The sequence below is a fragment of the Burkholderia plantarii genome (assembly GCF_001411805.1).
Taxonomy (GTDB): domain Bacteria; phylum Pseudomonadota; class Gammaproteobacteria; order Burkholderiales; family Burkholderiaceae; genus Burkholderia; species Burkholderia plantarii.
The window spans coordinates 3,736,415-3,762,086 of the sequence record NZ_CP007212.1 but is presented as its reverse complement, the minus strand read 5'-3'; the positions used below and the strand labels follow the sequence as shown (position 1 = coordinate 3,762,086).

24 protein-coding genes and 2 pseudogenes are annotated in these 25,672 nt (G+C 66.8%); 15 read left to right on the top strand and 11 right to left on the bottom strand.

The window, feature by feature from the left end; all coding sequences use genetic code 11:
• Nucleotides 1–30: 30 nt before the first annotated feature.
• The 8 genes from ptsN to kdsD all read right to left on the bottom strand — a co-directional run bounded on the left by ptsN (nucleotide 31) and on the right by kdsD (nucleotide 6,596).
• Complete coding sequence (gene ptsN, locus bpln_RS16115) at nucleotides 31–543, bottom strand: PTS IIA-like nitrogen regulatory protein PtsN (protein WP_055139272.1); 513 nt, start codon at nucleotides 541–543, stop codon at nucleotides 31–33.
• Nucleotides 544–758: 215 nt separating this feature from the next.
• Nucleotides 759–1,118 carry a ribosome hibernation-promoting factor, HPF/YfiA family gene (gene hpf, locus bpln_RS16110; RefSeq protein WP_042626038.1) on the bottom strand — a complete coding sequence of 120 codons (360 nt, stop codon included), beginning with the start codon at nucleotides 1,116–1,118 and terminating at the stop codon, nucleotides 759–761.
• 151 nt (nucleotides 1,119–1,269) lie between these two features.
• A complete protein-coding gene (locus tag bpln_RS16105) occupies nucleotides 1,270–2,781 on the bottom strand; it encodes an RNA polymerase factor sigma-54 (protein ID WP_042626037.1) in 1,512 nt (503 codons plus the stop codon).
• A 211-nt stretch (nucleotides 2,782–2,992) separates the two neighbouring features.
• Nucleotides 2,993–3,769: an LPS export ABC transporter ATP-binding protein gene (gene lptB / locus bpln_RS16100; protein WP_042626036.1), complete on the bottom strand. Its 777-nt coding sequence runs from the start codon at nucleotides 3,767–3,769 to the stop codon at nucleotides 2,993–2,995.
• Complete coding sequence (gene lptA, locus bpln_RS16095) at nucleotides 3,766–4,437, bottom strand: lipopolysaccharide transport periplasmic protein LptA (RefSeq protein WP_042626035.1); 672 nt, start codon at nucleotides 4,435–4,437, stop codon at nucleotides 3,766–3,768. Before lptA ends, lptB begins: the two co-directional genes overlap by 4 nt.
• Before the next feature lie 18 nt (nucleotides 4,438–4,455).
• The gene (gene lptC, locus bpln_RS16090) at nucleotides 4,456–5,070 is read right to left on the bottom strand and encodes an LPS export ABC transporter periplasmic protein LptC (RefSeq protein ID WP_055139271.1); all 615 of its coding nucleotides are present in this window, start codon (nucleotides 5,068–5,070) and stop codon (nucleotides 4,456–4,458) included.
• Between the two features lie 3 nt (nucleotides 5,071–5,073).
• The gene (locus bpln_RS16085; RefSeq protein ID WP_042626033.1) at nucleotides 5,074–5,613 is read right to left on the bottom strand and encodes a KdsC family phosphatase; all 540 of its coding nucleotides are present in this window, start codon (nucleotides 5,611–5,613) and stop codon (nucleotides 5,074–5,076) included.
• Nucleotides 5,613–6,596, bottom strand: a complete 984-nt coding sequence (gene kdsD / locus bpln_RS16080; protein ID WP_042626032.1) for an arabinose 5-phosphate isomerase KdsD — start codon at nucleotides 6,594–6,596, stop codon at nucleotides 5,613–5,615. The genes bpln_RS16085 and kdsD overlap by 1 nt, the downstream gene beginning before the upstream one ends.
• Nucleotides 6,597–6,749: 153 nt before the next feature.
• On the opposite strand from kdsD, the gene bpln_RS16075 reads away from it, so the two are divergent.
• From bpln_RS16075 to purU, 5 genes are all read left to right on the top strand, one after another.
• Complete coding sequence (locus bpln_RS16075; RefSeq protein ID WP_055139270.1) at nucleotides 6,750–8,756, top strand: monovalent cation:proton antiporter family protein; 2,007 nt, start codon at nucleotides 6,750–6,752, stop codon at nucleotides 8,754–8,756.
• 182 nt (nucleotides 8,757–8,938) lie between these two features.
• Nucleotides 8,939–9,505, top strand: a complete 567-nt coding sequence (locus tag bpln_RS16070) for an adenine phosphoribosyltransferase (RefSeq protein ID WP_042626760.1) — start codon at nucleotides 8,939–8,941, stop codon at nucleotides 9,503–9,505.
• Between the two features lie 78 nt (nucleotides 9,506–9,583).
• Entirely contained in the window at nucleotides 9,584–10,198 is a 615-nt protein-coding gene (locus bpln_RS16065) for a LysE family translocator (RefSeq protein WP_042626030.1), read from the top strand.
• Nucleotides 10,199–10,206: 8 nt separating this feature from the next.
• The gene (locus tag bpln_RS16060) at nucleotides 10,207–10,905 is read left to right on the top strand and encodes a DUF4743 domain-containing protein (protein ID WP_055139269.1); all 699 of its coding nucleotides are present in this window, start codon (nucleotides 10,207–10,209) and stop codon (nucleotides 10,903–10,905) included.
• Nucleotides 10,906–10,945: 40 nt separating this feature from the next.
• Nucleotides 10,946–11,827 (top strand): formyltetrahydrofolate deformylase, encoded by an 882-nt coding sequence (gene purU / locus bpln_RS16055; protein WP_042626028.1) that lies wholly within the window; start codon nucleotides 10,946–10,948, stop codon nucleotides 11,825–11,827.
• 45 nt (nucleotides 11,828–11,872) lie between these two features.
• Here purU and bpln_RS16050 read toward each other — a convergent pair whose 3' ends face one another.
• Nucleotides 11,873–12,958 (bottom strand): AI-2E family transporter, encoded by a 1,086-nt coding sequence (locus tag bpln_RS16050; RefSeq protein ID WP_042626027.1) that lies wholly within the window; start codon nucleotides 12,956–12,958, stop codon nucleotides 11,873–11,875.
• A 232-nt stretch (nucleotides 12,959–13,190) separates the two neighbouring features.
• Nucleotides 13,191–16,061: an excinuclease ABC subunit UvrA gene (gene uvrA / locus bpln_RS16045; RefSeq protein WP_055139268.1), complete on the bottom strand. Its 2,871-nt coding sequence runs from the start codon at nucleotides 16,059–16,061 to the stop codon at nucleotides 13,191–13,193.
• Between the two features lie 227 nt (nucleotides 16,062–16,288).
• Between uvrA and bpln_RS16040 the strand changes: the two genes are divergently transcribed.
• Together bpln_RS16040 and bpln_RS16035 are read left to right on the top strand one after the other, a co-directional pair.
• The gene (locus tag bpln_RS16040) at nucleotides 16,289–17,476 is read left to right on the top strand and encodes an MFS transporter (protein ID WP_042626025.1); all 1,188 of its coding nucleotides are present in this window, start codon (nucleotides 16,289–16,291) and stop codon (nucleotides 17,474–17,476) included.
• 79 nt (nucleotides 17,477–17,555) lie between these two features.
• Nucleotides 17,556–18,125: a single-stranded DNA-binding protein gene (locus bpln_RS16035; protein ID WP_055139267.1), complete on the top strand. Its 570-nt coding sequence runs from the start codon at nucleotides 17,556–17,558 to the stop codon at nucleotides 18,123–18,125.
• A gap of 103 nt (nucleotides 18,126–18,228) precedes the next feature.
• On the opposite strand, the pseudogene bpln_RS16030 reads toward bpln_RS16035, so the two are convergent.
• Nucleotides 18,229–18,567 (bottom strand): annotated as a pseudogene (locus tag bpln_RS16030) (hypothetical protein); the annotation flags it as partial.
• 144 nt (nucleotides 18,568–18,711) lie between these two features.
• Between bpln_RS16030 and bpln_RS36730 the strand changes: the two are divergent.
• The 8 genes and pseudogenes from bpln_RS36730 (at nucleotide 18,712) to bpln_RS16005 (ending at nucleotide 25,651) form a co-directional block, all read left to right on the top strand.
• Nucleotides 18,712–18,948, top strand: coding sequence for a hypothetical protein (locus bpln_RS36730; RefSeq protein ID WP_158512040.1), 237 nt, complete (start codon nucleotides 18,712–18,714; stop codon nucleotides 18,946–18,948).
• Entirely contained in the window at nucleotides 18,949–19,938 is a 990-nt protein-coding gene (locus tag bpln_RS35645) for a hypothetical protein (protein WP_148654034.1), read from the top strand.
• Nucleotides 19,939–19,953: 15 nt separating this feature from the next.
• Nucleotides 19,954–20,265: pseudogene (locus bpln_RS34070) on the top strand (integrase core domain-containing protein); the annotation flags it as partial.
• 374 nt (nucleotides 20,266–20,639) lie between these two features.
• A complete protein-coding gene (locus bpln_RS16025; protein ID WP_055139265.1) occupies nucleotides 20,640–21,554 on the top strand; it encodes a LysR family transcriptional regulator in 915 nt (304 codons plus the stop codon).
• 167 nt (nucleotides 21,555–21,721) lie between these two features.
• Nucleotides 21,722–22,162: a MarR family winged helix-turn-helix transcriptional regulator gene (locus tag bpln_RS16020; RefSeq protein WP_055139264.1), complete on the top strand. Its 441-nt coding sequence runs from the start codon at nucleotides 21,722–21,724 to the stop codon at nucleotides 22,160–22,162.
• Between the two features lie 34 nt (nucleotides 22,163–22,196).
• Nucleotides 22,197–22,664, top strand: coding sequence for a MarR family winged helix-turn-helix transcriptional regulator (locus bpln_RS16015; protein ID WP_042626020.1), 468 nt, complete (start codon nucleotides 22,197–22,199; stop codon nucleotides 22,662–22,664).
• A gap of 124 nt (nucleotides 22,665–22,788) precedes the next feature.
• The gene (locus tag bpln_RS16010) at nucleotides 22,789–24,363 is read left to right on the top strand and encodes an efflux transporter outer membrane subunit (protein WP_042626019.1); all 1,575 of its coding nucleotides are present in this window, start codon (nucleotides 22,789–22,791) and stop codon (nucleotides 24,361–24,363) included.
• A gap of 79 nt (nucleotides 24,364–24,442) precedes the next feature.
• Nucleotides 24,443–25,651 (top strand): EmrA/EmrK family multidrug efflux transporter periplasmic adaptor subunit, encoded by a 1,209-nt coding sequence (locus bpln_RS16005; RefSeq protein WP_055139263.1) that lies wholly within the window; start codon nucleotides 24,443–24,445, stop codon nucleotides 25,649–25,651.
• The last annotated feature ends 21 nt before the right edge of the window (nucleotides 25,652–25,672 follow it).

Below are 25,672 nucleotides of genomic sequence, written 5' to 3'. Positions count from 1 at the left end.
GGTGCGGGGCAGGGGCCCGCCCGGATCAGTTCAAGGTTGCCATTGAGTGAGGAGCTGGTGCAACTCGTTGCGGTCCGGCTCGGTGTGCAGGCGCTCGCGGGCGTCGCGGTCGGACAGCAGTTGCGCGATCTCGGAGAGGATCTCGAGGTGCTGCTGCGTCGCCTGCTCGGGAACCAGCAGGAAGATCAGCAGCGAGACGGGCTGGCCGTCCGGCGCCTCGAACGGGATCGGCTCGGCAAGCCGGACGAAACCGGCGAGCGGCTGCTTGAGGCCCTTGATCCGGCCATGCGGAATGGCGACGCCTTCGCCGAGACCTGTCGAGCCGAGACGCTCGCGCGCGAACAGGTTGTCGGTGACGATGCTGCGCGCGATGCCGTTCTGATTCTCGAAAATCAGACCGGCCTGTTCGAACACGCGTTTCTTGCTGGTGACGGAGAGGTCGATGACGACATTCTCCAGTGGCAGGATTTTGGCTAGGCGATTCATGTTGGCAGGCAAGGGGGCGGCCTGGGATCTCCTCGCGGCGGTGGACGGATGTTCCATGACGGCAAAGATGCGGGGGCGCCGGTGGATGGCGGCTTGCATGCACGACAAGCCGACCCGCCGATGCCCCCCGGTAATAACCCGCACATTATAGAGCACGGACGTTCGCGTGGCGCACCGCGCGCAAAGCGGTTTGAACGCGATGGTACACCGTGGCGGCAACAAAAAACCGCCCGTCGGAACGGGCGGTTTCGAGGGCGCTCTCGCGCCGGGCGTCATTGCGGAGGCAACTCGATCTGATCGATCGCGGGTTGAAGCTTGATCGGATCGTGTGCGTGCGTCTGCAGCCGCTCCATGTGCTTGACGACCTGACGGTCGAGCTTGTCGATCAGCAGATCGATCGCCGCGTAGAGGTTGCCGTTGGCGCTTTCAACGAAGATGTCCTTTCCCTTCAGATGCAGGTTGATTTCCGCGCGCTGCTGCCTGTCCTTTTCCTTATGGTTGTCGACCGAGAGGATCACAGTGCCATCGATGACCTGGTCGCTATGCCGTAGCACCCGATCCAGCTTGGTGATCACGTATTCGCGAATGGCAGGCGTCACTTCGAGATGGTGTCCACTGATCTTCAGGTTCATAGTGCTTCTCCATGCAGATGACCCCGGCGCAGTGAGAGGCGGCGCCTGCCGGCAGGGCGATCTCCGTGAACGGATGGAGACGGAGCGGGCCTGCGGCGGACTATGCCTTCGACAGCGCGGCGGCCGGAAAACGCCCGCCGCGAGCAGCGGGCTACAGAGACTTGCGCAGGTTGACTGCCGGGATCCTGAGGGCTTCGCGATACTTCGCGACCGTGCGGCGCGCGACCACGAATCCCTGTTCCGCCAGCAGTTCGGCGATTCGGCTGTCCGATAGAGGAGATTTCGGGTCTTCGGCTCCTATCAGTTGCTTGATGAGGGCGCGGATCGCCGTGGATGAGGCGGCGCCACCGGTATCCGTCGAAACGTGCGATCCGAAGAAGTACTTAAATTCAAGAGTGCCGAACGGGGTCAGCATGTACTTGCCGGTTGTCACACGCGAGACAGTTGACTCGTGTAGGCCCAGCGTATCAGCTATTTCCCGCAAAACCAAGGGGCGCATGGCGATTTCGCCATGTGCAAAAAAGTTCTTCTGACGCTCGACGATCGCCTGCGCGACACGCAGGATCGTCTCGAATCGCTGCTGGATGTTCTTGATCAGCCAGCGCGCTTCCTGGAGCTGCTGCTTCAGCGAGCCGGCACCCGGATCGCCGCGGCTGTTGCGCAGGATGTTGGCGTACAGGTGGTTGATGCGCAGTTTCGGCACGACCTCCGGGTTCAGCTCCGCGAGCCAGTTCTGGCCGCTCTTCTTGACCATGATGTCGGGCACCACGTAGTCGGCCTCGGCCTTGCCGTAGGCCGCGCCCGGGAACGGCTCGAGCGAGCGGATCAGCGCATGCGCGTCGCGCAGCTCGTCGTCGTTCGCCTTCAGCTGCTTGCGCAGCCGCGTGAAATCGCGCGCGGCGAGCAGTTCGAGGTGCTGGGAGACGATGTCGAGCGCGAGCGCACGCGTGGGGGACGGATCGAGCCGGATCAGCTGCAGGCGCAGGCATTCGGACGCCGAACGGGCGCCGACGCCGGCCGGATCGAAGCTGTGCAGCAGCGCGAGCGCGGCGGCCAGCTCGTCGAGTTCGACCTCGAGTTCTTCCGGCAAGTCGGCGTGGACTTCGTCGAGCGTCGCGCCGAGGTAGCCGTCATCGTCGAGCGATTCGATCAGGAACGTGATCAGCGCGCGGTCGCGCGGGCTCGCCTGCGTGACGCGCAGCTGCGCCGACAGATGGTCGCGCAGCGAGGTCGAGGTCTCGTGGACTTGTAGCGGCGGGAGATCGTCGTCGTCGGAGGCGCCCGAGGCGCGGCCGTAGTCGTCGAGATTCCACTGGCCCGAATCGTTGTCGCCGCTGTTGTAGCTGTCGTAGTCGTCGCCGCCCGAGGCATCGTCGCGTTCGCTGCGCTCACCCGAGGACGAGTCGGAGCCGGACGAGGCGCCCTGCATCGGCTCGGGCGTCGAGGACGGCGGCGTCTGCGCGATCAGCGAGCCGTCGGCGGCCACGCGCAGCGGGCTCGCGATCCATTCGTCGTCGTTTTCGAGCAGCGGGTTCTGCGCGACGGCCATCGCGACTTCCTGCTGCAGTTCGAGCGTCGACAGTTGCAGCAGCCGGATCGACTGCTGCAACTGGGGGGTCAGCGCGAGGTGCTGCGACAGGCGGAGTTGGAGGCTGGCTTTCATGGCAAAAAGGAATCGTTACCTGAAGTTTGCCACGTAGGCGGCGCGTTGCGGAATGCGTGATGCACGAAGATCGCGGCCCGGCCGCGCCCGCGCGCCGTTGCCGGCACGGGCGAAGCCGGCCGTCGCCATCCGCGGCGACCGCCGCGCCACGGCCGGCGGGTGCGCGCCGCAGGCGGGTGCCGCGGGGATGCGGCGCGGGCATCCCGCCTGCTTACATGCGGAAATGTTCGCCGAGATAGACGCGGCGCACGCTTTCGTTCTCGATGATGTCCTGCGGCGCGCCGGAGGCGAGCACCGAGCCGTCGCTGATGATGTAGGCGTGGTCGCAGATGCCGAGCGTCTCGCGCACGTTGTGATCGGTGATCAGCACACCGATGTTCCGTTGCTTCAGGAACTTGACGATCTTCTGGATTTCGAGCACGGCGATCGGATCGACGCCGGCGAACGGCTCGTCGAGCAGGATGAAGCTCGGGTTGCTCGCGAGCGCGCGCGCGATCTCGACGCGGCGGCGTTCGCCGCCCGACAGCGACAGCGCCGGGTTGTCGCGCAGGTGGGCGATCTGCAATTCGTCGAGCAACGCCTCGGTGCGCGTGGCGATGCCGTCCTTCGAGAGGCGCTTGCCGTTGTCGTCGTGCTGCAGCTCGAGCACGGCGCGGATGTTCTCCTCCACGGTCAGCTTGCGGAACACCGACGCTTCCTGCGGCAGGTACGACAGGCCGAGCGAGGCGCGCTTGTGGATCGGCAGCAGGCTGATCGGGCTGCCGTTCAGCGAGATGTCGCCGGCATCGAGCGGCACCAGGCCGACGATCATGTAGAACGAGGTGGTCTTGCCGGCGCCGTTCGGGCCGAGCAGGCCGACCACTTCGCCGCTCTTGACGTCGAGCGACACGTCCTTGACGACGGTGCGCGAGCCGTAGCGCTTCTTCAGGTTGCGCACCACGAGCGAACTCGTGGTGCCGGCCGGCTGGCGATTCGGCAGGGCGTTCACGGGTTGCTTCCCCCCTGCATGGTGTTCGACGGTGCGAGCGTCGCGCTGGCGCCGTTCAGCGGCGCCGGGCCGCCCGTCTTCGGCGAGAGCATCGCGCGCACGCGGCCGGTCGGGTTGCCCGGCGCGGCCACGTCGCTGCCGCCCTTCGCGGTGTAGAAGTCGCGCTGGCCGTCATAGGTGATCACGCTGCCATGCACCGTGTCGGCGACCGTCGACAGGCCCTGCAGGCGCCGCACGGTGGCGTCGCGCGTCAGCGTGGTCAGGTCCTGCTTGCCGTCGTAGTCGATGCGCTCGGCGTCGCCGTCGATGTATTCGTCCAGCCCTTCGCGCTTCTGGCGAAACGAGGCGTGCTTCTTGTTGCCGGGCGCCATGGTGGCGGTCGCGTACTGGTAGCCCTGCGGATCCTGGCGCACTTCGACGCGGTCGCCCTTGATCAGGATCGTGCCTTTGGTGATCACGACGTTGCCGGTCGCGACCGTCACCTGCTTCAGGTCGTCATAGGTCAGGTTGTCCGCCTCGACCTGGATCGGCTTGTTCTGGTCTGCCTTTTCCGCGTGCGCAACCGGCGCGACGCCCGGCAGCGTCAGCGCGACGAGTGCCGCGGCGAGCCCGGCGCGGACAGCGCGGCGCGCGCTGCCGTAGGAAAAACAAGGGAACGATTCGTTCATGCAGTCACGCAAGCTGGGTTACTTGGATTGGCGGGAAGCGCCGCCGGACACGTCGGACGCGGCGATCGTGCCGCGGACGTTGCCGTAAAGGTCGATGACCCGAGTGACATTGTTGTACTTCATGCCGTTGGTCGCGTTGGCGAGCGACAAACCGCGCTGAAGTTTAACCGGCTTTTCGGTCTCGATCACATCGTCGTTCACGAGCACCCGGAAATGTTGGGAATCCGCTTCCATCGGCGGGTCGCCGGCGCCGGCCGCGCGCAGGATCTTCGCGTTGTCGTACAGGTCGACCACCGACACGTCGCCGTTCACGGTGCCGTGCAGCGCCGTGGCCGTGACCACCGGCCTGCCGGGCTGGAACGCGCGCAGCGCGGGCAGTTCGAGCACGCTGGTCTCGTCGTCCTCGTAGTGGACCAGCTTGCTGGCGGTGAGCCGGTACTGCGTGGCGCCGGATTCGTCGAGCTCGGTGACCGAGAAGTTCTCGGCGAAATAGTCGGGCGAATGGGTTTTCGGGTGGGCGACGGCCTCGCCGGGCGGCGGCAGCGTGGCCTGCAGCAGCCAGTAGGTCACGCCGGCGAGCGCGGCCATCGCGACCACCGGCAGCAGCGAGGTCAGGCGGAACCGGGGCGTCATGCGTCAGACTCCGAGCGCGGCGGCGAGCAGCGCATCGTAGCGGCCCTGCGCGCGCAGGATCGTGTCGACCACCTCGCGCGCGGCGCCATGGCCGCCGCGCGCCTCGGCCACCCAGTGGGCGCGCGCGATCACGTCGGGATGCGCGTTGGCGGGCGCGGCCACGAAGCCGCAGCGCGTCATCACGCCCAGGTCTGGCCAGTCGTCGCCCATGTAGCCGCATTGCTCGGGCTGGACGCCGGTGGCCTGCAGCAGTTCGGCGAACGCGTCGAGCTTGTGCTCGACGCCCTGGTAGAGATGGCTGATGCGCAGCTCCCTGGCACGCACGGCGACGATCTCCGAGCGGCGCCCGGTGATGATCGCCGTGTCGATGCCGGCCTCGCGCAAGAGCTTCAGGCCGTGGCCGTCCTGCGAATGGAACGACTTCATGGTGTCGCCGGCGGCCGTGAAATGCAGGCCGCCGTCGGTCAGCACGCCGTCGACGTCGAAAATCATCAGCTTCACGCGGCTCGCGCGCTCGGCGGCCGTGGCGGGGGCAGCGGGCATCAGATCACCTTCTGGGAGAACAGGTCGTGCATGTTGAGCGCGCCGATCAGCGTACCGTCGGGATCGGTCACGAGCATCTGGTTGATCCGGTGGCGCTCCATCAGTTCCACCGCCTCGACGGCGAGATGGTCGGGCGCGATGGTGCGCGGGTGGCGCGTCATCACGTCACCGATCGGCAGGCGGCGGAAATCGCCGTCGCGTTCGAGCACGCGGCGCAGGTCGCCGTCGGTGAAGATGCCGGCCACGTGGTTGTGTTCATCGACCACGGCGGTCATGCCCATGCGCTTCGCGGTGATCTGGAACAGCGCGTCGGACAGCGTGGCCGCGAGCGTGACGGTGGGCACCTCGTCGCCGGTGCGCATCACGTCGCGCACGTAGGTGAGCAGGCGCCGGCCGAGCGCGCCGCCCGGGTGGGAGCGCGCGAAATCGTCGGGGCCGAAGCCGCGCGCGTCGAGCACCACCACGGCCAGCGCGTCGCCGAGCGCGAGCGCGGCGGTGGTGCTGGCGGTCGGCGCGAGGTTCAGCGAGCAGGCTTCCTTCTCGACGGCGGCGTTGAGGTGTACGTCAGACAATTGGGCGAGGCTCGACTGCGGGCGGCCCGTCATCGCGATCAGCTTGGCGCCGAGCCGCTTGATGAGCGGCAGGATCGCGACCAGCTCGGACGATTCGCCGGAGTTCGAGATCGCGATAAAGACATCATCGGCGGTTACCATGCCGAGGTCGCCATGGCTGGCCTCGGCCGGATGCACGAAGAACGCGGGGGTGCCGGTGCTGGCGAGCGTCGCGGCGATCTTGCGCGCGATGTGGCCGGACTTGCCGATCCCGGAGACGACCACGCGCCCGCGGCAGTTCAGCAGCAGGCCGACCGCGCCGACGAAGTCGCCGTCGAGTTGTTCGCGCAATGCGCGCACGGCGTCCGCCTCGATGTCGAGCACGTCGCGGGCGAGCGCGAGCGCCCTGTCATCATTGATTTTCGCTATCATGCGCGGAGTATAGCAAAGGCGTTTGTTCGCCGCGCCGGGCGCCGGGACTGCGCTCCCGACGGAGCCCTGTCCTCGCCCACCGAGCCGCCGCTGCGCGCGGCCCTACCCGCGTCCGCCAGTCGCGACGCCCTGACGAACGAGGACTCTTCGCACGTGATTTCCCCGCTCGAAATGACGCTCCTGCTGCTGCTGGCTTCAGTGGTGGGCGTCGTCGTGTTCCGCTCGCTGAACCTGCCGCCGATGCTCGGTTATCTGACCGTGGGCATCGTGGTCGGCCCGCACGCGCTCGGCTTCGCCGGCGATCTCGAACGCGCCGAGCATCTCGCCGAGTTCGGCGTGGTGTTCCTGATGTTCTCGATCGGCCTGGAATTCTCGCTGGCCAAGCTGCGGGCGATGCGGCGGCTGGTGTTCGGACTCGGGCTCGCGCAGGTGGTGGTCACGCTCGCGGTGGCGGTGCTGCTCGGCTTCGCGTTCGAGCACTGGGTACACATCACGTGGCAGGGCAGCGTCGCGCTGGGCGGCGCGCTGGCGATGTCGTCCACGGCGATCGTCTCGAAGATGCTGGCCGAGCGGCTCGAGATCGAGACCGAGCACGGCCGCAACATCTTCGGCGTGCTGCTGTTCCAGGATCTGGCGGTGGTGCCGCTCTTGATCGTGATCTCGGCGTTCGGCGGCGAATCGTCGAAGGATCTGGTCGTCACGCTCGGCTTCGCGGCCGTGAAGATCGTGATCGCGCTGTCGCTGCTGCTGTTCGTCGGCCAGAAGTTCATGACGCGCTGGTTCAACGTCGTGGCGCGGCGCCGCTCGCAGGAGCTGTTCGTGCTGAACCTGCTGCTGGTCACGCTCGGCGCGGCCTTCATCACCGACAAGTTCGGGCTGTCGCTCGCGCTCGGCGCGTTCATCGCCGGCATGCTGATCTCCGAGACGCCGTACCGGCACCAGGTGGAGGAGGACATCAAGCCGTTCCGCGACGTGCTGCTGGGCCTGTTCTTCGTGACCACCGGGATGCTGCTGGACCCGCGCGTGATCTGGGAGCACCCGTTCCTCGTGGTCGGCTTCTTCGCCGGCCAGGTGCTGCTGAAGGCGGCCACCATCACCGGTCTCGCGCGGCTGTTCGGCGCCACCGCCGGGGTGTCGATGCGCACCGGCCTGGGGCTCGCGCAGGCCGGCGAATTCGGCTTCGTGATGCTGAACCTGATCCTCGACCGCCATCTGGTGGACCCGACGCTGCTGCAGGCGATCCTCGCCTCGATGCTGCTGTCGATGCTGGCCGCGCCGTTCCTGATCCAGAACGCCGACCGGATCGTGATGCGGCTGTCGTCGACGGAATGGATGCAGCAGTCGCTGCAGATGACGCGCATCGCGACCCAGAGCCTCAAGCAGCAGGGTCACGTGATCATCTGCGGCTACGGCCGGGCGGGGCAGAACCTGGCGCGCATGCTCGAGCAGGAGGGGCTCTCCTACGTCGCGCTCGACCTCGACCCGGACCGCGTCAGCGCGGCGGCGACGGCCGGCGAATCGGTGGTGTTCGGCGACGCGGCACGCCGCGAATCGCTGCTCGCGGCCGGTATCCACCGCGCCACGGCGGTGGCGATCACCTACGCGAACACGCCGTCGGCGCTGCGCGTGCTGCACAACGTCCACGAACTCGAACCGACGCTGCCGGTGATCGTGCGCACCGTGGACGACGCCGATCTCGACCGCCTGCTCGCGGCCGGCGCGACCGAGGTGATTCCGGAGATCGTCGAGGGCAGCCTGATGCTGGCCTCGCACACCCTGGTGGTGATGGGCGTGCCGATGCGGCGCGTGGTGCGGCGCGTGGAGGAAATGCGCGACGCGCGCTACAGCCTGCTGCGCGGCTATTTCCACGGCGCCGACGACGCTGACGACGACGACCACGAGCAGGTGCGGCTACAATCGGTGCCGGTCGACGCGCGGTCGGACGCCGTCGGCCGCTCCCTCGAGGAAGTCGGGCTCTACGCGCTCGGGATCGAGGTGACGGCGATCCGGCGGCATGGTATCCGCGGCGTCGAGCCGGACCCCGACACGAAGCTGCGCGCGGCCGACATCGTCGTGCTGCGCGGGCTGCCGGAGGCGCTCTCGCTGGCCGAGGAGCGGCTCTCGCGCCATCGCCGCGACGGTGGGCCGGCCGCGGCCTGAGTCGGTCCGCGGCGGCGCGGCGGCCGGCCGGGCGCCGTATCATGTCGGGCGGTCCGGTGCCGCCCGCCGCCGGCGGTGGTTCCGGCCCCGCCATTTTCTTGAGTCGAATCGGTCCGAATCGGTCCGAGTCGGTCTCGACGAACGGCGCGCGGCCGATGCGCGCCGTTTTTTTGGAGAAGTTCATGAGCTACCAGCCGTCGGGCGTGTCGCCCGATCCCGCCGAGTTCGTCCGCCGCCACGTGCGCACGGTGCCGGACTGGCCGCAGCCGGGCGTGCAGTTCCGCGACATCACGCCGATCCTGCAGAGCGCGAAGGCGCTGCGCGTGCTGGTCGACCTGCTGGTCGAGCGTTATGTCGACGCCAAGCTCGACTACGTGGCCGGGCTCGACGCGCGCGGCTTCATCATCGCGCCGATCGTCGCCTATGAACTGAACGTCGGCTTCATCCCGATCCGCAAGGTCGGCAAGCTGCCGTACAGGACGCAGTCGGAATCCTACGAGCTCGAATACGGCAGCGCGACGGTGGAGATCCACGAGGACGCCTGCAAGCCCGGCGACCGCGTGATCATCGTCGACGACCTGATCGCCACCGGCGGCACCATGATGGCCGGCAAGAATCTGCTCGAACGGCTCGGCGCGAGCGTCGTGGAAGGCGCGGCGATCATCGACCTGCCCGATCTCGGCGGCTCGGCGCTGCTGCGCGGCGCGGGCCTGCCGCTCTACACCGTCACCGAATTCGCGGGTCACTGAGTCGCGTTGCCGGTCATGCCGGGCCGCCCCCGGCCTGCCGCGTTCCCTCCCACTCTCCATCAGCGAGCCGTCCCAGCCATGCCGAGCTTCCTGCTGTTCCTCGCCGCCTCGATCGCGATCACGGTCGCGCCCGGTCCCGACAATCTCCAGGTGCTCGCGCGCGGCATCTCGCAGGGCCGCGCCGCGGGCCTCGTGGCCGCGCTCGGCTTCTCGGCCGGCGTGATGTTCCATACCACGCTGGCCGCGTTCGGCGTGGCCGCGCTGCTGCGCTCGTCGCCGCTGGCGTTCCACGTGCTGAAGCTGGCGGGCGCCGCCTACCTGATCTGGATCGGCATCAAGGCGCTGCGCAGCCAGGGGCTCGCCGCCGCGGCCACGCGCGGCCCGCAGCCGCTCGCGACGATCTTCCGGCAGAGCGTGATCGGCAACCTGCTGAACCCGAAGGTCACGCTGTTCTTCGTGGTGTTCCTGCCGCAATTCGTCGATACGCACGGCGCGCAGCCGGTGTCGCTGCAGATGCTCGAACTCGGCGTGCTGTTCATGCTGCAGTCGGCCGTGGTGTTCTCGGCGTTCGGCCTCGGCGCGGGCGTGCTCGGCGCCTGGCTCAAGCGCCGGCCGCGCGCGGGCGTCTGGCTCGACCGGCTGGCAGGGGCGACCTTCATCGGGCTCGGCCTGCGCATCGCGTTCAAAGACTGAGACGCGCGATGCGCTTTCCGTCCATCGCGGCCGCGCGCCGCTTCGACGCCGCCGCGCACCTGCCGTTCGTGATCACGGGCGAGCGGTTCGGCTGGATCCGGCGCCGCGATCTCGACGCGCTCGCGCGCTGGCCCGACGTGTTCGAGATCGGCGCCGCGCAGGTCACGCTGGCCGCCGCGCTCGACACGCCCGACACGCGCAGCATGGCGCTCGCGAGCGTGACGGGCGCGCTGGCCGCCGACGGGCTGATCTCCGGCTGGCGCAACGAGATCTACGCGATCCGCAACGCGTTCGACGCGCCGCCCGCCGCCTACATCGAGCGGGCCGCCTCGCGCTTCTTCGGCACCCTGACCTACGCGGTTCACCTGAACGGCATCGTAGAATACGCGCCGGCCGAACTGGCCGCGCGCGCGATCGCGGGGCGCACCGTTCATGTGCTGTGCTCGCTGCCCGAAGGCACCCAGGCCGAGCAGATCTTCGTCTACGACCTGCCGCTGCCGCACGATTTCGTGCCGCGCAACCAGGACGGCGAAGTGGCCGAACACCGGCTCGCGCGGGCCGACGAGGTGCTGCGCTGGCTCGAATCCGGCGCGATGACGATGGACGCGAGCCTGGCGACGCTCGACAGCCTGCTGCGCCATCGCGTGCTCGCGCCCGACGCCGCGCCGGGCATCGACGCGCTGTTCGCGCCGCCGCCGGCGGCCTGAGGGCGCCAGGAATTCAACCGATTGGAATGGAGGTGCGGTCATGTCGACCGACCATAGCTTTATCCTGAAATTGTCATGCCCCGACAAGCACGGCATCGTGCATGCCGTGTCGGGTTTCCTGTTCGAGCGCGATACCAACATCGTCGATTCCGCGCAGTTCGGCGACAGCCGCACCAATGAATTCTTCATGCGCGTCCATTTCGACCAGGCGAGCGCGGCCGATGCCGGCGCCGCGCTCGAAACGCTGCGCGGCGAGTTCGCGCCGCTCGCCGAGCGCTTCGCGATGCGCTGGGAGTTGCACGACGCGTCGGTCAAGCCGCGCGTGGTGATCCTCGTCTCGAAGATCGGCCACTGCCTGAACGACCTGCTGTTCCGCTACCGCACCGGCCAGCTGCCGATCGAGATCGCGGCGATCGTCTCGAACCACAAGGATTTCTACCAGCTCGCCGCCAGCTACGACGTGCCGTTCCACCATTTCCCGCTGGTCGCGGGCGCGCCGGCGCAAGCGAAGGCCGCGCAGGAGGCGCGCGTGCTGGAGGTGATCGACGAGCATTCGGCGGACCTGGTGGTACTCGCGCGCTACATGCAGATCCTGTCGCAGAACATGTGCCAGCGCCTGGCCGGCCGCGCGATCAACATCCACCATTCGTTCCTGCCGAGTTTCAAGGGCGCGAAGCCGTACTACCAGGCGTTCGACCGCGGCGTGAAGCTGATTGGCGCGACCGCGCACTACGTGACGACCGACCTCGACGAAGGTCCGATCATCGAGCAGGAAGTCGAGCGCGTGGACCACAGCATGACGCCGGAGCAGCTGACCGCGATCGGCCGCGACGTCGAATGCGTGACGCTCGCGCGCGCCGTGAAATGGCACGTCGAGCATCGCATCCTGCAGAACGGTTCGAAGACGGTGGTATTCCGTTGAGGACGGAGCGGGCCGGCGCTGGCCGCACGAGCCGTGCCCGCCCGATCAAATGAGGCGCAGCGTCGCGAGCTCGCGCTTCAGGTAGGCGTAGAAGATCGGCGCGGCGATCACGCCCGGCACGCCGAACGCGGCTTCCATGACGAGCATCGCGAGCAGCAGCTCCCAGGCGCGCGACTCGATCTGGCCGCCGATGATGCGCGCGTTCAGGAAGTACTCGAGCTTGTGGATCAGGATCAGGAACGTGAGCGAGGCGAGCGCGGTGCCCACGCCCACCGACAGCGAGATGGCCACGATCAGCGTGTTCGAGATCAGGTTGCCGATCACCGGCATCAGCCCGACGATGAACGTGACGAGCACCAGCGTCTTGCCGAGCGGCATCTTCACGTGGACGATCGGCAGCACGGCAAGCAGGTAGATCGCCGTGAACGTCGCGTTGATCGCCGAGATCTTGATCTGCGCGAACACGATCCGCCGGAACGCCTCGGCGAACAGCGAGACGCGCGCGAGCAGCGCCGTGGACAGCGGGCGGCGCGTCTTGCTGCGATCGACGCCGATCGCGATCATCGCGCCGATGATCATGCCGAACAGCACGTGGCCGAAGATCCGCGCGGCGCTCTTGCCGCCGGCCTGGAGCTGGTCCATGTGCTTCGACATCAGGCCGGTGGCCTTCACCTTCATCTGCGTGGCGTCTACCGGCAGCACGTTGGCGACCCAGCCCGGCACGCGCCCGCGCGCCTGGTCGACCAGCTGCATCATCTGGCCCATCAGCCCCTGCAGGTTCGGCACCGTGTGCTCGACGTGATCGATGACCGCGGCCGTGAGCCCGGCCAGGCCGCCCACGATCACCACCGACAGCAGCACCACCGACAGCCAGCGCGCGCGCCCGCTCGACATGTGGCGCTCGATCGCCGGCGAGATGGTGTGGACGAGCTGGTAGACGAGCAGCCCGGCCAGCAGGCCGGACAGCAGTTTCAGGTGGAGGATCAGGAACAGGCCGAGGATCGCGAGGAGATAGCTGCCGATTTCGATCGCCGACAGCCGCGGCAGGCTGAAATCGCTCGTCAGCCTGACACTGCGCAGATGAGGCTCGCGAGGCGGGGTGTCTCGCGTCGACTCGGTTTGCTTCTCCATGACTGTTCCTGGTTCCGTCGGACTGGTTCGCACGCACGTGGACAGGCGCGCGCCTTCCGCATCGCGCGAGTATAACAACGATTGAAGGCGGAAAAAGCCGGTACGGATACTGAGTGGCGGCCGCGGGCGGCCCGCGCCGCGCGATGCCGGAGCAGGCGTGGCGGCGGGCGGTGCGGTACGTGAGGCAGCCGGCCGGGCAGGTTGCCGGGCGGCAGGGCGCTCGGCGCGGCGCTTACTTCTTCGCGCGCTTGAGCAGCGGCGCGAGGTACTTGCCGGTGAAGCTGGCCTTGGTCTTCGCCACCGTTTCGGGCGTGCCCTGCGCGATGATCTGGCCGCCGCCCGCGCCGCCTTCCGGCCCGAGGTCGATCACCCAGTCGGCGGTCTTGATCACGTCGAGGTTGTGCTCGATGATCACCACCGTGTTGCCCTGGTCGCGCAGCCGGTGGATCACCTCCAGCAGCAGCGCGATGTCGTGGAAGTGCAGGCCGGTGGTCGGCTCGTCGAGGATGTAGAGCGTGCGGCCGGTGTCGCGCTTGGACAGTTCGAGCGAGAGCTTGACGCGCTGCGCCTCGCCGCCCGAGAGCGTGGTGGCCGACTGGCCGAGGCGGATGTAGCCGAGACCGACGTCGAGCAGCGTCTTGAGCTTGCGCGAGATCACCGGCACCGCGGCGAAGAACTCGTGCGCATGCTCGACCGTCATGTCGAGCACTTCGCTGATGTTCTTGCCCTTGTACTGCACCTCGAGCGTCTCGCGGTTGTAGCGCTTGCCGTGGCAGACGTCGCACGGCACGTAGACGTCGGGCAGGAAGTGCATCTCCACCTTCAGCACGCCGTCGCCCTGGCACGATTCGCAGCGCCCGCCCTTGACGTTGAACGAGAAGCGGCCCGGATCGTAGCCGCGCTCCTTCGCGCTCGGCACGCCCGCGAACATCTCGCGGATCGGCGTGAACACGCCCGTGTAGGTGGCCGGGTTCGAGCGCGGCGTACGGCCGATCGGCGACTGGTCGACGTTGATCACCTTGTCGAAGTGCTCGAGCCCCTCGATCGACTCGTAGGGCGCCGGCTCGGCCGCCGCGCCGTACAGGTGGCGCGCCACCGCGTGATAGAGCGTGTCGTTGATCAGCGTCGACTTGCCCGAGCCCGACACGCCGGTGATGCAGGTCAAGAGGCCGACCGGCAGTTCGAGCGAGACGTGCTTCAGGTTGTTGCCGTGCGCGTCGTCGATGCGCAGCATGCGCTCCGGGTCCGGCGCGATGCGTTCGTCCGGGTAGTCGATGGTCTTCTTGCCGAGCAGGTACTGGCCCGTCAGCGATGCCGCGTTGGCCTGCACCTGCTTCGGCGTGCCCTCGGCGATCACCACCCCGCCGTGCTCGCCGGCGCCCGGACCCATGTCCACCACGTAGTCGGCGGTGCGGATCATGTCCTCGTCGTGCTCGACCACGATCACCGAGTTGCCGAGGTCGCGCAGGTGCTTGAGCGTGCCGATCAGCCGGTCGTTGTCGCGCTGGTGCAGGCCGATGGATGGTTCGTCGAGCACGTACATCACGCCGGTCAGGCCCGAGCCGATCTGCGAGGCGAGCCGGATGCGCTGCGCCTCGCCGCCCGAGAGCGTTTCCGCGCTGCGTTCGAGCGAGAGGTAGTCGAGCCCGACGTTGTTGAGGAAGGTCAGCCGCGCGACGATCTCCTGGATCACCTTGTCGGCGATCTCGCGCTTGGCGCCGTCGAGCGTCAGCGCGCCGAAGTGGGCGAGCGTGTCGCGCAGCGGCCAGCCGCTGACTTCGTAGATCGCGCGCGCCTGCTCGCCGCTGCCCACGCGCACGAAGCGCGCCTCGCGGCGCAGCCGGGTGCCGTGGCAGGACGGGCAGGGCTGGTTGTTCTGGTACTTCGCGAGTTCCTCGCGCACCGCGGCCGAGTCGGTCTCGCGGTAGCGCCGCTCCAGGTTCGGGATGATCCCTTCGAACACGTGCTCGCGGATCGAGGTGCGGCCGCGCTCGTTGATGTACGAGAACGGGATGGTCTGCTTGCCCGAGCCGTACAGCAGGATCTTGCGGACCTTCTCCGGCAGGTCCTCGAAGGCCAGGTCGAGGTCGAACTCATAGAACGCCGCGAGGCTCTGCAGCATCTGGAAGTAGAACTGGTTGCGCTTGTCCCAGCCCTTCACGGCGCCGGCCGCGAGCGACAGCGACGGGTGCGCCACCACCCGCTTCGGATCGAAGAACGTGATCTGGCCGAGGCCGTCGCACTCGGGGCAGGCGCCCATCGGGTTGTTGAACGAGAACAGCCGCGGCTCGAGTTCCTGCAGCGAATACGAGCAGATCGGGCAGGCGAACTTCGAGCTGAACAGGTGCTCGTGGTCGGTGTCCATCTCGAGTGCGATCGCGCGGCCGTCGGCCAGGCGCAGCGCCGTCTCGAACGATTCGGCGAGCCGCTGCTTCATGTCCGGGCGCACCTTGAGGCGGTCCACCACCACGTCGATCGTGTGCTTGTCGTTCTTCTTCAGTTTCGGCAGCGTCTCGACTTCGTAGATCTTCGCCACGCCCTCGTTGGCCGTGCCGCCGCCCGAGCGGATCCGGAACCGCACGAAACCCTGCGCCTGCATCTCCTCGAACAGTTCCGCGTGCTCGCCCTTGCGGTTCGCGATCACGGGCGCGAGGATCATCAGCTTGGTTTCCTCCGGCAGCGCCAGCGCCGCGTCCACCATCTGCGAGACGCTCTGCGCCTCCAGCGGGATCTCGTGATCGGGGCAATAGGGCGTGCCGACGCGTGCGTACAAAAGTCGCAGGTAGTCGTGGATTTCCGTAACGGTGCCGACGGTCGAACGCGGGTTGTGCGAGGTCGCTTTCTGTTCGATCGAAATCGCCGGGGAGAGCCCCTCGATCAGGTCGACGTCGGGCTTCTCCATCAGCTGCAGGAACTGCCGCGCGTAGGCGGACAGGCTTTCGACGTAGCGCCGCTGCCCTTCCGCGTAAAGGGTATCGAACGCCAACGACGATTTGCCCGATCCCGACAATCCCGTGATTACGATCAGCTTGTGGCGCGGGAGGTCGAGATTGACGTTCTTCAGGTTGTGGGTGCGAGCCCCACGGATACGGATCTGTTCCATGAACCTGGCGAAAGAGGAGGAAACCAAACCTGCTACTATAACGGCTTTTCGAGACCGTCGTTTCGGGCTGCCAGGACCCGATTCCGCCCGCGTCGGACGTGGTTCGGGGCGCACGCCGCGCACTTGCTGACGTGCGCGACACGAGCCAGCGACGGGACTCGAGCCGGCCAGGATTCCCGCCGCCCGGTACCGGGTGGTTGCCCGCTCAAATCGACAATCTTCCCCCGATGTCCAATCCGTCCGCTTCACCCGTCCGCATGAGTGCGCCTGAGTTACGCGCGACCGCGTCGCTCGCGGCGATCTTCGCGCTGCGCATGCTGGGCCTGTTCATGATCATGCCGGTGTTTTCCGTCTATGCGAAAACGATCCCCGGCGGCGACAACGTGCTGCTCGTCGGCATCGCGCTCGGCGCCTACGGCGTCACCCAATCGCTGTTCTACATCTTCTACGGCTGGGCCTCCGACCGCTTCGGCCGCAAGCCCGTGATCGCGTTCGGGCTGCTGGTGTTCGCGCTCGGCGCGTTCATCGCCGCGTTCGCGCACGACATCACCTGGATCATCGTCGGGCGTGTCGTGCAGGGAATGGGGGCGGTATCGTCGGCGGTGCTCGCGTTCATCGCCGACCTGACCTCCGAGCAGAATCGCACCAAGGCGATGGCGATGGTAGGCGGCTCGATCGGCGTGTCGTTCGCGGTGGCGATCGTGGGCGCGCCGATCGTGTTCCACTGGGTGGGGATGAGCGGCCTGTTCTGGATCGTCGGCGTGCTGTCGATCCTCGCGATCGGCGTGGTGATCTGGATCGTTCCCGACGCGCCGAAATCGGCCCATGTGAAGGCACCGTTCGCCGAGGTGTTGCGCAACGTCGAACTGCTGCGCCTGAATTTCGGCGTGCTGGTGCTGCATGCCACGCAGACCGCGCTGTTCCTCGTGGTGCCGCGCCTGCTGGTGGACGGCGGGCTGCCCGTGGCGTCGCACTGGAAGGTGTACCTGCCGGTGATGGGGCTCGCGTTCGTCGCGATGGTGCCGGCCATCATCGTCGCGGAGAAGCGCGGGAAGATGAAGCCGGTGCTGCTCGGCGGCATCGCCGCTATCCTGATCGGCCAATTGCTGCTCGGCTCGACGCCGCATACGATTGTGATCGTCGCGGCCGTGCTGTTCGTCTACTTCCTCGGTTTCAACATTCTCGAGGCCTCGCAGCCGTCGCTGGTGTCGAAGCTCGCGCCGGGCTCGCGCAAGGGCGCGGCCACCGGCGTCTACAACACCACGCAGTCGATCGGCCTCGCGCTGGGCGGCGTGGTGGGCGGCTGGCTGCTGAAGACGGGCGGCGCGAACGAGGTTTTCTACGCCTGTTCGGCGCTCGTGGCGGTCTGGCTTATAATCGCCGCCAGCATGAAACGGCCGCCGCGCAAGGCCTGACGGGCGTCGCGCCGCAGCCGTTGCGCGGGCCGGCGCGGGGCATGCGCCACGGCCGGCAACGAATCTTTTGGAGAAATACATGGCATCCGTCAACAAGGTCATTCTCGTCGGCAATCTGGGCGCCGACCCCGAAGTGCGCTACCTGCCAAGCGGCGACGCGGTGGCGAACATCCGCCTCGCGACGACCGATCGCTACAAGGACAAGGCGAGCGGCGATTTCAAGGAAATGACCGAGTGGCACCGCGTGGCGTTCTTCGGCCGGCTGGCCGAGATCGTCAACGAGTACCTGAAGAAGGGCTCGTCGGTGTACATCGAAGGGCGCCTGCGCACGCGCAAGTGGCAGGGCCAGGACGGCCAGGACCGTTACTCGACCGAAATCGTCGCGGACCAGATGCAGATGCTGGGCGGCCGTGGCGGCGCGGGCGGCGGCGGTGGTGGTGATGAAGGTTATGGCGGTGGTGGTGGCGGCGGCTATGGTGGTGGTGGTGGTGGCGGCCGCGGCGGCGACATGGAGCGTGGTGGCGGCGGTGGCCGTGCTGCCGGTGGTGGCGGTGCTTCACGCGGTGGTAGCGGCGGCGGCGGTTCGAGCCGCCCGAGCCAGCCGGCCGGTGGCGGGTTCGACGAGATGGATGACGATATTCCTTTCTAGGAGGAACGTTAGTTCCTGGGGTAAGGATAGACCCGAATTTTCAAGCTAAATCAACGGTTTAGCCTGGATGTTCGGGTCTTTTTTCGTTTACACATAATTCCGTCTAGTGTCCTGTTTCGCTGATTCGCGAACAAAGTCTGTGAAGCTTTTCGAGGATGGAGTCGGCAGACGCGGTCCAGGCGAATGGCTTGCAGTTTTCGTTGTAGTGGGAGACGAATAGATCGATACGCTTGATCAGTTGTTTGACCGAGCCGACGAGCCTCTGCGGATCGCCTTGTTGGTGATCGATCAACGCAAAGAAGCTTTCGCTGCGATGCGGCGGTAGACCCAGCAGCTTGAAGTCGCGATGCACGCTCGTCGGCGAGATGGCCGTTTCGGCGGCGATCGTGCGCACGCTCCAGTAAGTCGATCCATCCACCGGCTTCGTGTGCAGGGTCTCGCGACGCGGCGCGCGCGAGAGCGTGCTCTCTGCGAACGGGCCTGTGATGCGGAAGATACTTTGGTCTCGCGACTGCAATATCTGCAGGATCTCGCTCAGCGCGGGTCGACCATCAACCGTGATCTTCCACGATAGAAGGCGGTAAAGATGCGCTCGGTCAAGGCGTGGGCGGGGTATTGGACCGAAAATCTTTTGATTGAAAGCAAAGAAACGCCGGCGGCAGAAACGCCGGCGGCAGAAACGCCGGCGGCAGAAACGCCGGCGGCAGAAACGCCGGCGGCAGAAACGCCGGCGGCAGAAACGCCGGCGGCAGAAACGCCGGCGGCAGAAACGCCGGCGGCAGAAACGCCGGCGGTCGATTTATTGAAAACCGAGGCGATCTAATTGGTATCAGCATCCAGGCGAAAAAAATGGTGCGTTAGTTTGGTATTTGTTGCAATTTACAAATTGGCGCTGGCGGATAATCCGGGCTCTTTGGTCTACGATTACAAAAACTGCACTTGGCAGGATGATGGTTATCAAGTTCGAGTGTCGCTTGTGATGGATTTTAAGCGCGGACTTGATGGGCCGCGTGTATACACTCGTTCAAGAGGGGTGGTGGTTTGGGCTTATGATAAAAACAATAGCCCTTACTCATTTTCTAGCAGCGACGCGATGGTGGGTTTAAATGGATGGGCGAGCGCTCGGGACACTCATGGGATTTCTTACGATGGCTTGCTTGCTCAGGCGTTTATCGGAGATAATCACGATTGGATAAATATAAATCCTGTTGCGGCCAACATTTTAATAATTTTTCCAAGTCGTGGAAAATGGCGATCTGTTGCTGTTTTGGCCGCTGAACGAGAGTTTGATAGCAGGGGAAGCTTTTATGATTTCCAAGGTGAAATAAAAGGAGCGGCCTATATTTACCCGGATTCTGACGGGGGCGATTGTCAGGTCGTTTCGCCGGTTAACCCACCGAGACCTCCATTGACGATTCGCATGTCAGCACCCGACTGGGACCTCGGTGAACTACCGGTCGATCATGGGGAAAAGAGATTCACGGCCGCAGCCGATCAGCTTTGTTTTACGTATTCAGGATTGAGCGGCGACGGTGCCGACGTAGTTGTCGATGCCGACAGTGAGAACGGAACAGTCGCAAATCAGTACCAGCTGAAAGCCCTGGCCGATCCGACTCAGATAGTTCCCTACAGCGTGATGCTGAACGACGGCACAACCGAGTTCACGTTGCCGAATCAAAACAAATCGGAAATAAAGCTGAATGCGTCGGGTAGAACGTGCTTGGCTCCCACCTTCGGAACTTATGTGAGGCCAGGGCTGAAGAAGGGTGCCTATACTGATGTTCTCACTTTCACGGTTACGACAAAAACATAAAGTATTGATTGGTAGGAGTTCCGTGGTCGGGCGATGTTGACCTGGGCACACCGGCGAGGTGTGAAGCTGTTTCTGATTGAGCCCGGCGAGCCGAATCAGAATGCTGATATCGAATCGTTCAACGGTCGATTCCGCGACGAATGCCTCGACGAGCACTGGTTCACGAGCCTGTCTCATACCGAGGTGCCGATCGAAGCACGGCGACGAGAGTACGACGAAGAGCGGCCGAGGAAATCGCTGGGCGGGCTAACGCCTGCAACCTACGCCCGCCAGCTGATGGCGGACGCAGCTAAATTAACTCCGGACTCAAAAGCCGAGCGCTACTGAAAACGGCGGGACGTCGCGGCAGCTATTTCACCGGCAGTGCGGCCCAGATCCAGCATACCTATTTGCAGGCGTTGCGGCGGAACACCAACGACTTCGCGAGCATCGCCTGACCGCGGCCGGCAGCAACATCGGCCGTTGGCCGGCGTGACGGCGCCGCGCCGGCCGTATCCGGCGGCGGTGGCGAAACTCCGAGGCCCGGCGGGCATGATCCGGACACGATAAAATGTCGCGCCGTCCGCTCCGGACGGTTCGTTGTCGCCGCAAGCGATGACGCGTGCGGCGACCCGCCGGGCGCGGCCGGCGACAGCGTCATCGCCGCGCGGCCATCCCGCGCTGTCCGTGTCGAGTCGCGCACGCTACCCGGAATCATCGTCATGGAATACATCGATAGCCTGCGTATCTTCTGTTCGGTCGTCGAGGCGCGCGGCTTCACACGCGCCGCGGACATGCTGGGCCTGTCCACGCCGGTCGTGTCGCGCGCGATCGCCTCGCTCGAGAAGCGGCTCGGCGTGCGGCTGTTCCATCGCACCACGCGCCAGATTTCGCTGACCGAGGCGGCCGAGCAGTTCTACGAAGGCTGCGTGCGCGTGATCGCCGATCTCGACGCGCTCGAGGAAGGCGCCTCCACGCAAGCGCGCGAGCCCACCGGCGTGCTGCGCGTGATCTCGCACGCGACCGCCACCATGCACCGCCTGATGGCGCTGATCGCAAGCTACAAGGAAAAATATCCGAAGGTGAGCATCGACGTGACGCTGGCCGAGCGCCCCGTCGATCTGGTGGCGGAAGGCTACGACGTGGGCCTGCTGCTGCCGTTCATGCTGACCTCGGATACGGTCGTCACGCGGCTGGTGGAACTGATCCCGTTCGAGCTCGTCGCCTCGCCTGACTACCTCGCGCGCCACTCGGTGCCGACCCATCCGGCAGAGATCGCCGACCACCTGGTGGTGGCGTTTTCGACCTCGATCCGCAAGCCGGAGATGCGCTTTCGCGTGGATGACGAACTGCTCGTGGTGCCGTTCCGCTACGAGATCGAATCGAACAACGCGCCGTTCAACCTCGACATGGTGCTGCGCGGCTTCGGGATCGGCATGCTGCCGAGTTCGGGCGTGCGCGAGCATCTCGAAGCGGGCCGGCTGGTGTCGGTGCTGCCCGGCTTCCCGCTCGTCGACATGGGCGCCGAGATCCGCCTCGCCTACAGCTCGCGCACGCTGATGCCGGCCAAGGTGCGCAGCTTCATCGATCACACGATCACGTTCTTCGAGAACGCGCCGTCGCCGGGCGCGCGCTGAACCGCCGCCGGCCGCCGGCCGGTTTTTACTCATTCATCCGATAAATATTGGTAAACCGCAGCATTGTTGCCATCAGATGATTGACATGTCGATTCTTGTCGCGGCAGTGATAATTTAATGCGGCTGCCGGCATTGCCGACCCGGCCCCTGATCTCTAGTCTGTGCGCATGCACAGCGAGCCCTCCGATACCGACGTCTGTTTCGCGATTCGCCAGGCCGCGCGGCAGGTGTCGCGCTTCTACGAACGCTACCTGTCGCAGGCGGGCCTGACGCCGTCGCAGTTCTGCATCCTGCGCTCGCTGGAGCCGGAAGTCGGGGCGACGATGGCCGAGCTCGCGCGTGCCACCTCGACGGACCGCACGACGCTGGTGCGTGCGCTCAAGCCGCTGCTGCGCGCCGCGCTGGTCGAGCAGGCACATGACAAGGGCCAGCGTCAGCGCATCGCGCTGACGCTGGCCGGGCGGCGCCGGCTCGCCGAGGCATTGCGGTGCTGGCGCACCGCGCAGGCCGCGTTCGAGCGGCGTTTCGGGGCACGTCGCACCGATGCGCTGTATCGCGAGCTGGCAAGCGTGTCGCGCGATCTGCTGTCGGACGGCGCCGCGGCGTGAGCCGGGCGGCCGGCACGGGAACGGGAGAGAGGGCATGAAATCGCTGAATTTGCCGCCGCTGGCGCTGTCGGTGCCGACCGATGAGTCCGGTGCAAGCCTCGGGCATCTGCTGACGCTGACCCATGCGCGGCTGATGCATCGCATCACGCAGCTCACGCTGGACGAGTTCGGCGTGACGGGCATGCAGGGCAAGGTGCTGTTCCTGCTCGCCAGCGGCAGCTGCACGACGGCGGCCGATCTGGCGCGCTACTGGAACATCGATGCGGGCGCGATCACGCGCGTGCTCGACCGGATCGAAAAGCACGGCCTGCTGCAGCGGGTTCGCGCCAGCGAGGACCGGCGCGTGGTGCGGCTCGTGACGACCGAGGCGGGCGCCGTGATCGCCGAGGCGATGCCGAGACTGCTCAACTCGGTGATCGACGAAGCGCTTGACGGCCTCGTCGAGGAAGAGCGGCAGGCACTGAAGCGGATGTTGTTGCGGATTCTGGACAACGGCGTTTGAACGCCGGCGGTACCGGATTCGGGCGGCCAGGTTGCCATTTAATAGTTGTCTAGTCCATTGATGCAGGGAGTCGTTTTCGTATGAATACCGTCACAGGCACGATGGCGCGCCGCGGAGCCGCGCGATGACGCCGCCGCTCACCCCGATGCGGCTGCGCGCGATCCGCGCCACGGCCGCGGCTGCCGCTGCAGCGCTCGCGCTGGCCGGTTGCGCGAACTACGCCGGCATCCACAGCGACAAGCGCACCACGCCGGCCGAGCAGTTGGAAAGCAGCGCGAGCCTGCCGGCCGAGGGCGGCCAGTGGCCGACGCTCGACTGGGCCACGCAGTTCGGCGATCCGCAACTGCCGACGCTGATCGGCGAGGCGCTCGACGGCAATCCGACCATCGCGCAGGCCCAGGCGCGGCTCGCGAAGGCGTCCTCGTACATCGAGTCGTCGCGCGCGACGCTGCTGCCGAAGGTCGAGGGCAGCTACTCGTGGACCCGCGAGCTGTATTCGGGCAACGGCCTTTATCCGCCGCCCTACGGCGGCAACTGGTACAGCGAAAACAACGTGCTGGCGAGTGCGTCGTGGGAGCTCGACCTGTGGGGCAAGAACCGCGAGAAGCTGCGTTCGGCGGTGTCGCAGCAGAAGGCCGCGCAGGCCGAGTTCGAGCAGGCGCGCGTGACGCTGGCGACCTCGGTGGCGCGCACCTACAACCAGCTCGCCCAGCTCTATGCGCTGCGTGACATCGCGCAGCGCGAGATCCGCAACCGCGAGACGGTCGGCAAGATCACCGAGGGCCGCGTCGGCGCCGGGCTCGACACCAACGTCGAGCGGCAGACCGCGCGCGGCAACGTCGCCACCAGCGAATCGACGCTGTCCGACCTCGACGGCCAGATCACCACGGTGCGTTACCAGCTCGCGGCGCTGCTCGGCAAGGGCCCCGATCGCGGCTTGAAGATCGCCGTGCCGGTGCTGACCCCGGGCGGGGCGATCGCGCTGCCCGACAACATCCCGGCGAATCTGGTCTCGCGCCGGCCCGACCTGGTCGCCGCGCGCTGGCAGGTCGAGGGCACGATGCACGACGTGAAGGAGGCCAAGGCCGAATTCTTCCCCGACGTGAACCTCGCGGCCGGCTTCGGCTTCGACGCGTTCGGCTGGGGCCAGTTTCTGAAGTTCGCGAGCCGCCAGGCGCAGTTCGGGCCGGCCGTGAACCTGCCGATCTTCGATGCCGGTGCGTTGCGCGCGCAACTGAAGGGGCGCTACGCCGACTTCGACCTGAGCGTGGCGAACTACAACCAGACGCTGATCGGCGCGCTCAACGACGTCGCCACGCAGGTCGCCTCGATTCGCGCGATCGACCGGCAGATGGGCGACGCGCAGCGCGCGCTCGACGCCTCGACGCGTGCCTACGAGCTTGCCGTGATCCGCTACAAGGCCGGCCTGTCGCCGCAGTTGCAGGTGCTGAGCGCCGACATCCTGCGGCTCGACTCGGAGCAGGCCGTGACCAACCTCGTGATGCGCCGCCGCGACTTGCAGATCGGCCTGATCAAGGCGCTCGGCGGCGGCTTCGACGCGGCTGGCTCGCCGCTCGCGGCCCCCGACGCGCGGGCTGGCTCGCATGCGGCCACCAATGCGCCCGCGCCCGCCGCGCCGAACGCGGCCCCGCGCGAAGCGCTGCCGGCGGTGAGCGCATCGGGCACGACGCCGGGCTGAGCCGCCCGCCACCTTTTCGAATCGACAGACCCTGTCCGCCGCGCCTCGAACGCGGCGGACGACGACGGAGAACCTCGCGATGAGCGACCCCCAGCAACAAGCCACGGCCCCCGCGGCGCGCAACAACGGCAAACGCAAGCGGATGATGACGGTGCTCGTCGTGATCATCGTGCTCGCCGCGATCGCCTACGGCATCTACTACTTCCTCGTCGCGCGCTTCCACGAGGACACCGACGACGCCTACGTCAACGGCAACGTGGTCCAGATCACGCCGCAGGTCACGGGCACGGTGATCGCGGTCAACGCCGACGACACGCAATCGATCCGCGAAGGCGAGCCGCTCGTGCAGCTCGATCCCGCCGACGCGAGGATCGCGCTGCAATCGGCCGAGGCGAACCTCGCACAGACGGTGCGCCGCGTGCGCGGCCTGTACGCCGACGACGACCAGTATCGCGCGCAGGTGGCGCAGCGCGAATCGGACCTGTCGAAGGCGCAGGACGACCTGCGCCGGCGCGTCGCCGTCGCGCAGACAGGGGCGGTCTCGCAGGAGGAGATCTCGCATGCGCGTGACGCCGTGAAGGCCGCGCAGGCCTCGCTCGACGCCGCGAAGCAGCAGCTGGCCGCGAACGTCGCGCTGACCGCGAACACCACCGTCAGCGACCATCCCGACGTGCTGGCCGCGGCGGCGAAGGTGCGCGACGCGTATCTGGCCAACGCGCGCAACACGCTGCCCGCGCCCGTGACGGGCTACGTGGCCAAGCGCTCGGTGCAGGTCGGCCAGCGCGTGTCGCCGGGCACGCCGCTGATGTCGGTGGTGCCGCTCGGCCAGATCTGGGTGGACGCGAACTTCAAGGAAGTGCAGCTCGACCACATGCGAATCGGCCAGCCGGTCGAACTGTCGGCCGACATCTACGGCTCGTCGGTGACCTATCACGGCAAGGTGATCGGCTTCTCGGCCGGCACCGGCTCGGCGTTCTCGCTGCTGCCGGCGCAGAACGCCACCGGCAACTGGATCAAGGTGGTGCAGCGCCTGCCGGTGCGCATCGCGCTCGATCCGCGCGAGCTCGAACGCCATCCGCTGCGCATCGGCCTGTCGATGCAGGCGGACGTCAGCATCAAGGACGAGAGCGGCAGCCAGCTCGGCAGCGTCAACAACACCGTCTATCAGACCGACGTGTTCGCGAAGTACGGCGACGAGGCCAATGCCGAGATCGCCCGGATCATCGCCGACAACGCCGGCGGCCCGGCCCATGCTGCCCAGCCGGCGCCGCGCGCGCCGCGCGCCTGATGCGGCGCGCCTGACGCAACC

Coding starts and splice junctions, on each gene's coding strand:
- ptsN (WP_055139272.1), bottom strand. CDS start 543: ATGGAACATCCGTCCACCGCCGCGAGGAGATCCCAGGCCGCCCCCTTG.
- hpf (WP_042626038.1), bottom strand. CDS start 1,118: ATGAACCTGAAGATCAGTGGACACCATCTCGAAGTGACGCCTGCCATT.
- bpln_RS16105 (WP_042626037.1), bottom strand. CDS start 2,781: ATGAAAGCCAGCCTCCAACTCCGCCTGTCGCAGCACCTCGCGCTGACC.
- lptA (WP_042626035.1), bottom strand. CDS start 4,437: ATGAACGAATCGTTCCCTTGTTTTTCCTACGGCAGCGCGCGCCGCGCT.
- lptC (WP_055139271.1), bottom strand. CDS start 5,070: ATGACGCCCCGGTTCCGCCTGACCTCGCTGCTGCCGGTGGTCGCGATG.
- bpln_RS16085 (WP_042626033.1), bottom strand. CDS start 5,613: ATGCCCGCTGCCCCCGCCACGGCCGCCGAGCGCGCGAGCCGCGTGAAG.
- kdsD (WP_042626032.1), bottom strand. CDS start 6,596: ATGATAGCGAAAATCAATGATGACAGGGCGCTCGCGCTCGCCCGCGAC.
- bpln_RS16070 (WP_042626760.1), top strand. CDS start 8,939: ATGAGCTACCAGCCGTCGGGCGTGTCGCCCGATCCCGCCGAGTTCGTC.
- bpln_RS16065 (WP_042626030.1), top strand. CDS start 9,584: ATGCCGAGCTTCCTGCTGTTCCTCGCCGCCTCGATCGCGATCACGGTC.
- bpln_RS16060 (WP_055139269.1), top strand. CDS start 10,207: ATGCGCTTTCCGTCCATCGCGGCCGCGCGCCGCTTCGACGCCGCCGCG.
- purU (WP_042626028.1), top strand. CDS start 10,946: ATGTCGACCGACCATAGCTTTATCCTGAAATTGTCATGCCCCGACAAG.
- bpln_RS16050 (WP_042626027.1), bottom strand. CDS start 12,958: ATGGAGAAGCAAACCGAGTCGACGCGAGACACCCCGCCTCGCGAGCCT.
- uvrA (WP_055139268.1), bottom strand. CDS start 16,061: ATGGAACAGATCCGTATCCGTGGGGCTCGCACCCACAACCTGAAGAAC.
- bpln_RS16040 (WP_042626025.1), top strand. CDS start 16,289: ATGTCCAATCCGTCCGCTTCACCCGTCCGCATGAGTGCGCCTGAGTTA.
- bpln_RS16035 (WP_055139267.1), top strand. CDS start 17,556: ATGGCATCCGTCAACAAGGTCATTCTCGTCGGCAATCTGGGCGCCGAC.
- bpln_RS36730 (WP_158512040.1), top strand. CDS start 18,712: ATGCGCTCGGTCAAGGCGTGGGCGGGGTATTGGACCGAAAATCTTTTG.
- bpln_RS16025 (WP_055139265.1), top strand. CDS start 20,640: ATGGAATACATCGATAGCCTGCGTATCTTCTGTTCGGTCGTCGAGGCG.
- bpln_RS16020 (WP_055139264.1), top strand. CDS start 21,722: ATGCACAGCGAGCCCTCCGATACCGACGTCTGTTTCGCGATTCGCCAG.
- bpln_RS16015 (WP_042626020.1), top strand. CDS start 22,197: ATGAAATCGCTGAATTTGCCGCCGCTGGCGCTGTCGGTGCCGACCGAT.
- bpln_RS16010 (WP_042626019.1), top strand. CDS start 22,789: ATGACGCCGCCGCTCACCCCGATGCGGCTGCGCGCGATCCGCGCCACG.
- bpln_RS16005 (WP_055139263.1), top strand. CDS start 24,443: ATGAGCGACCCCCAGCAACAAGCCACGGCCCCCGCGGCGCGCAACAAC.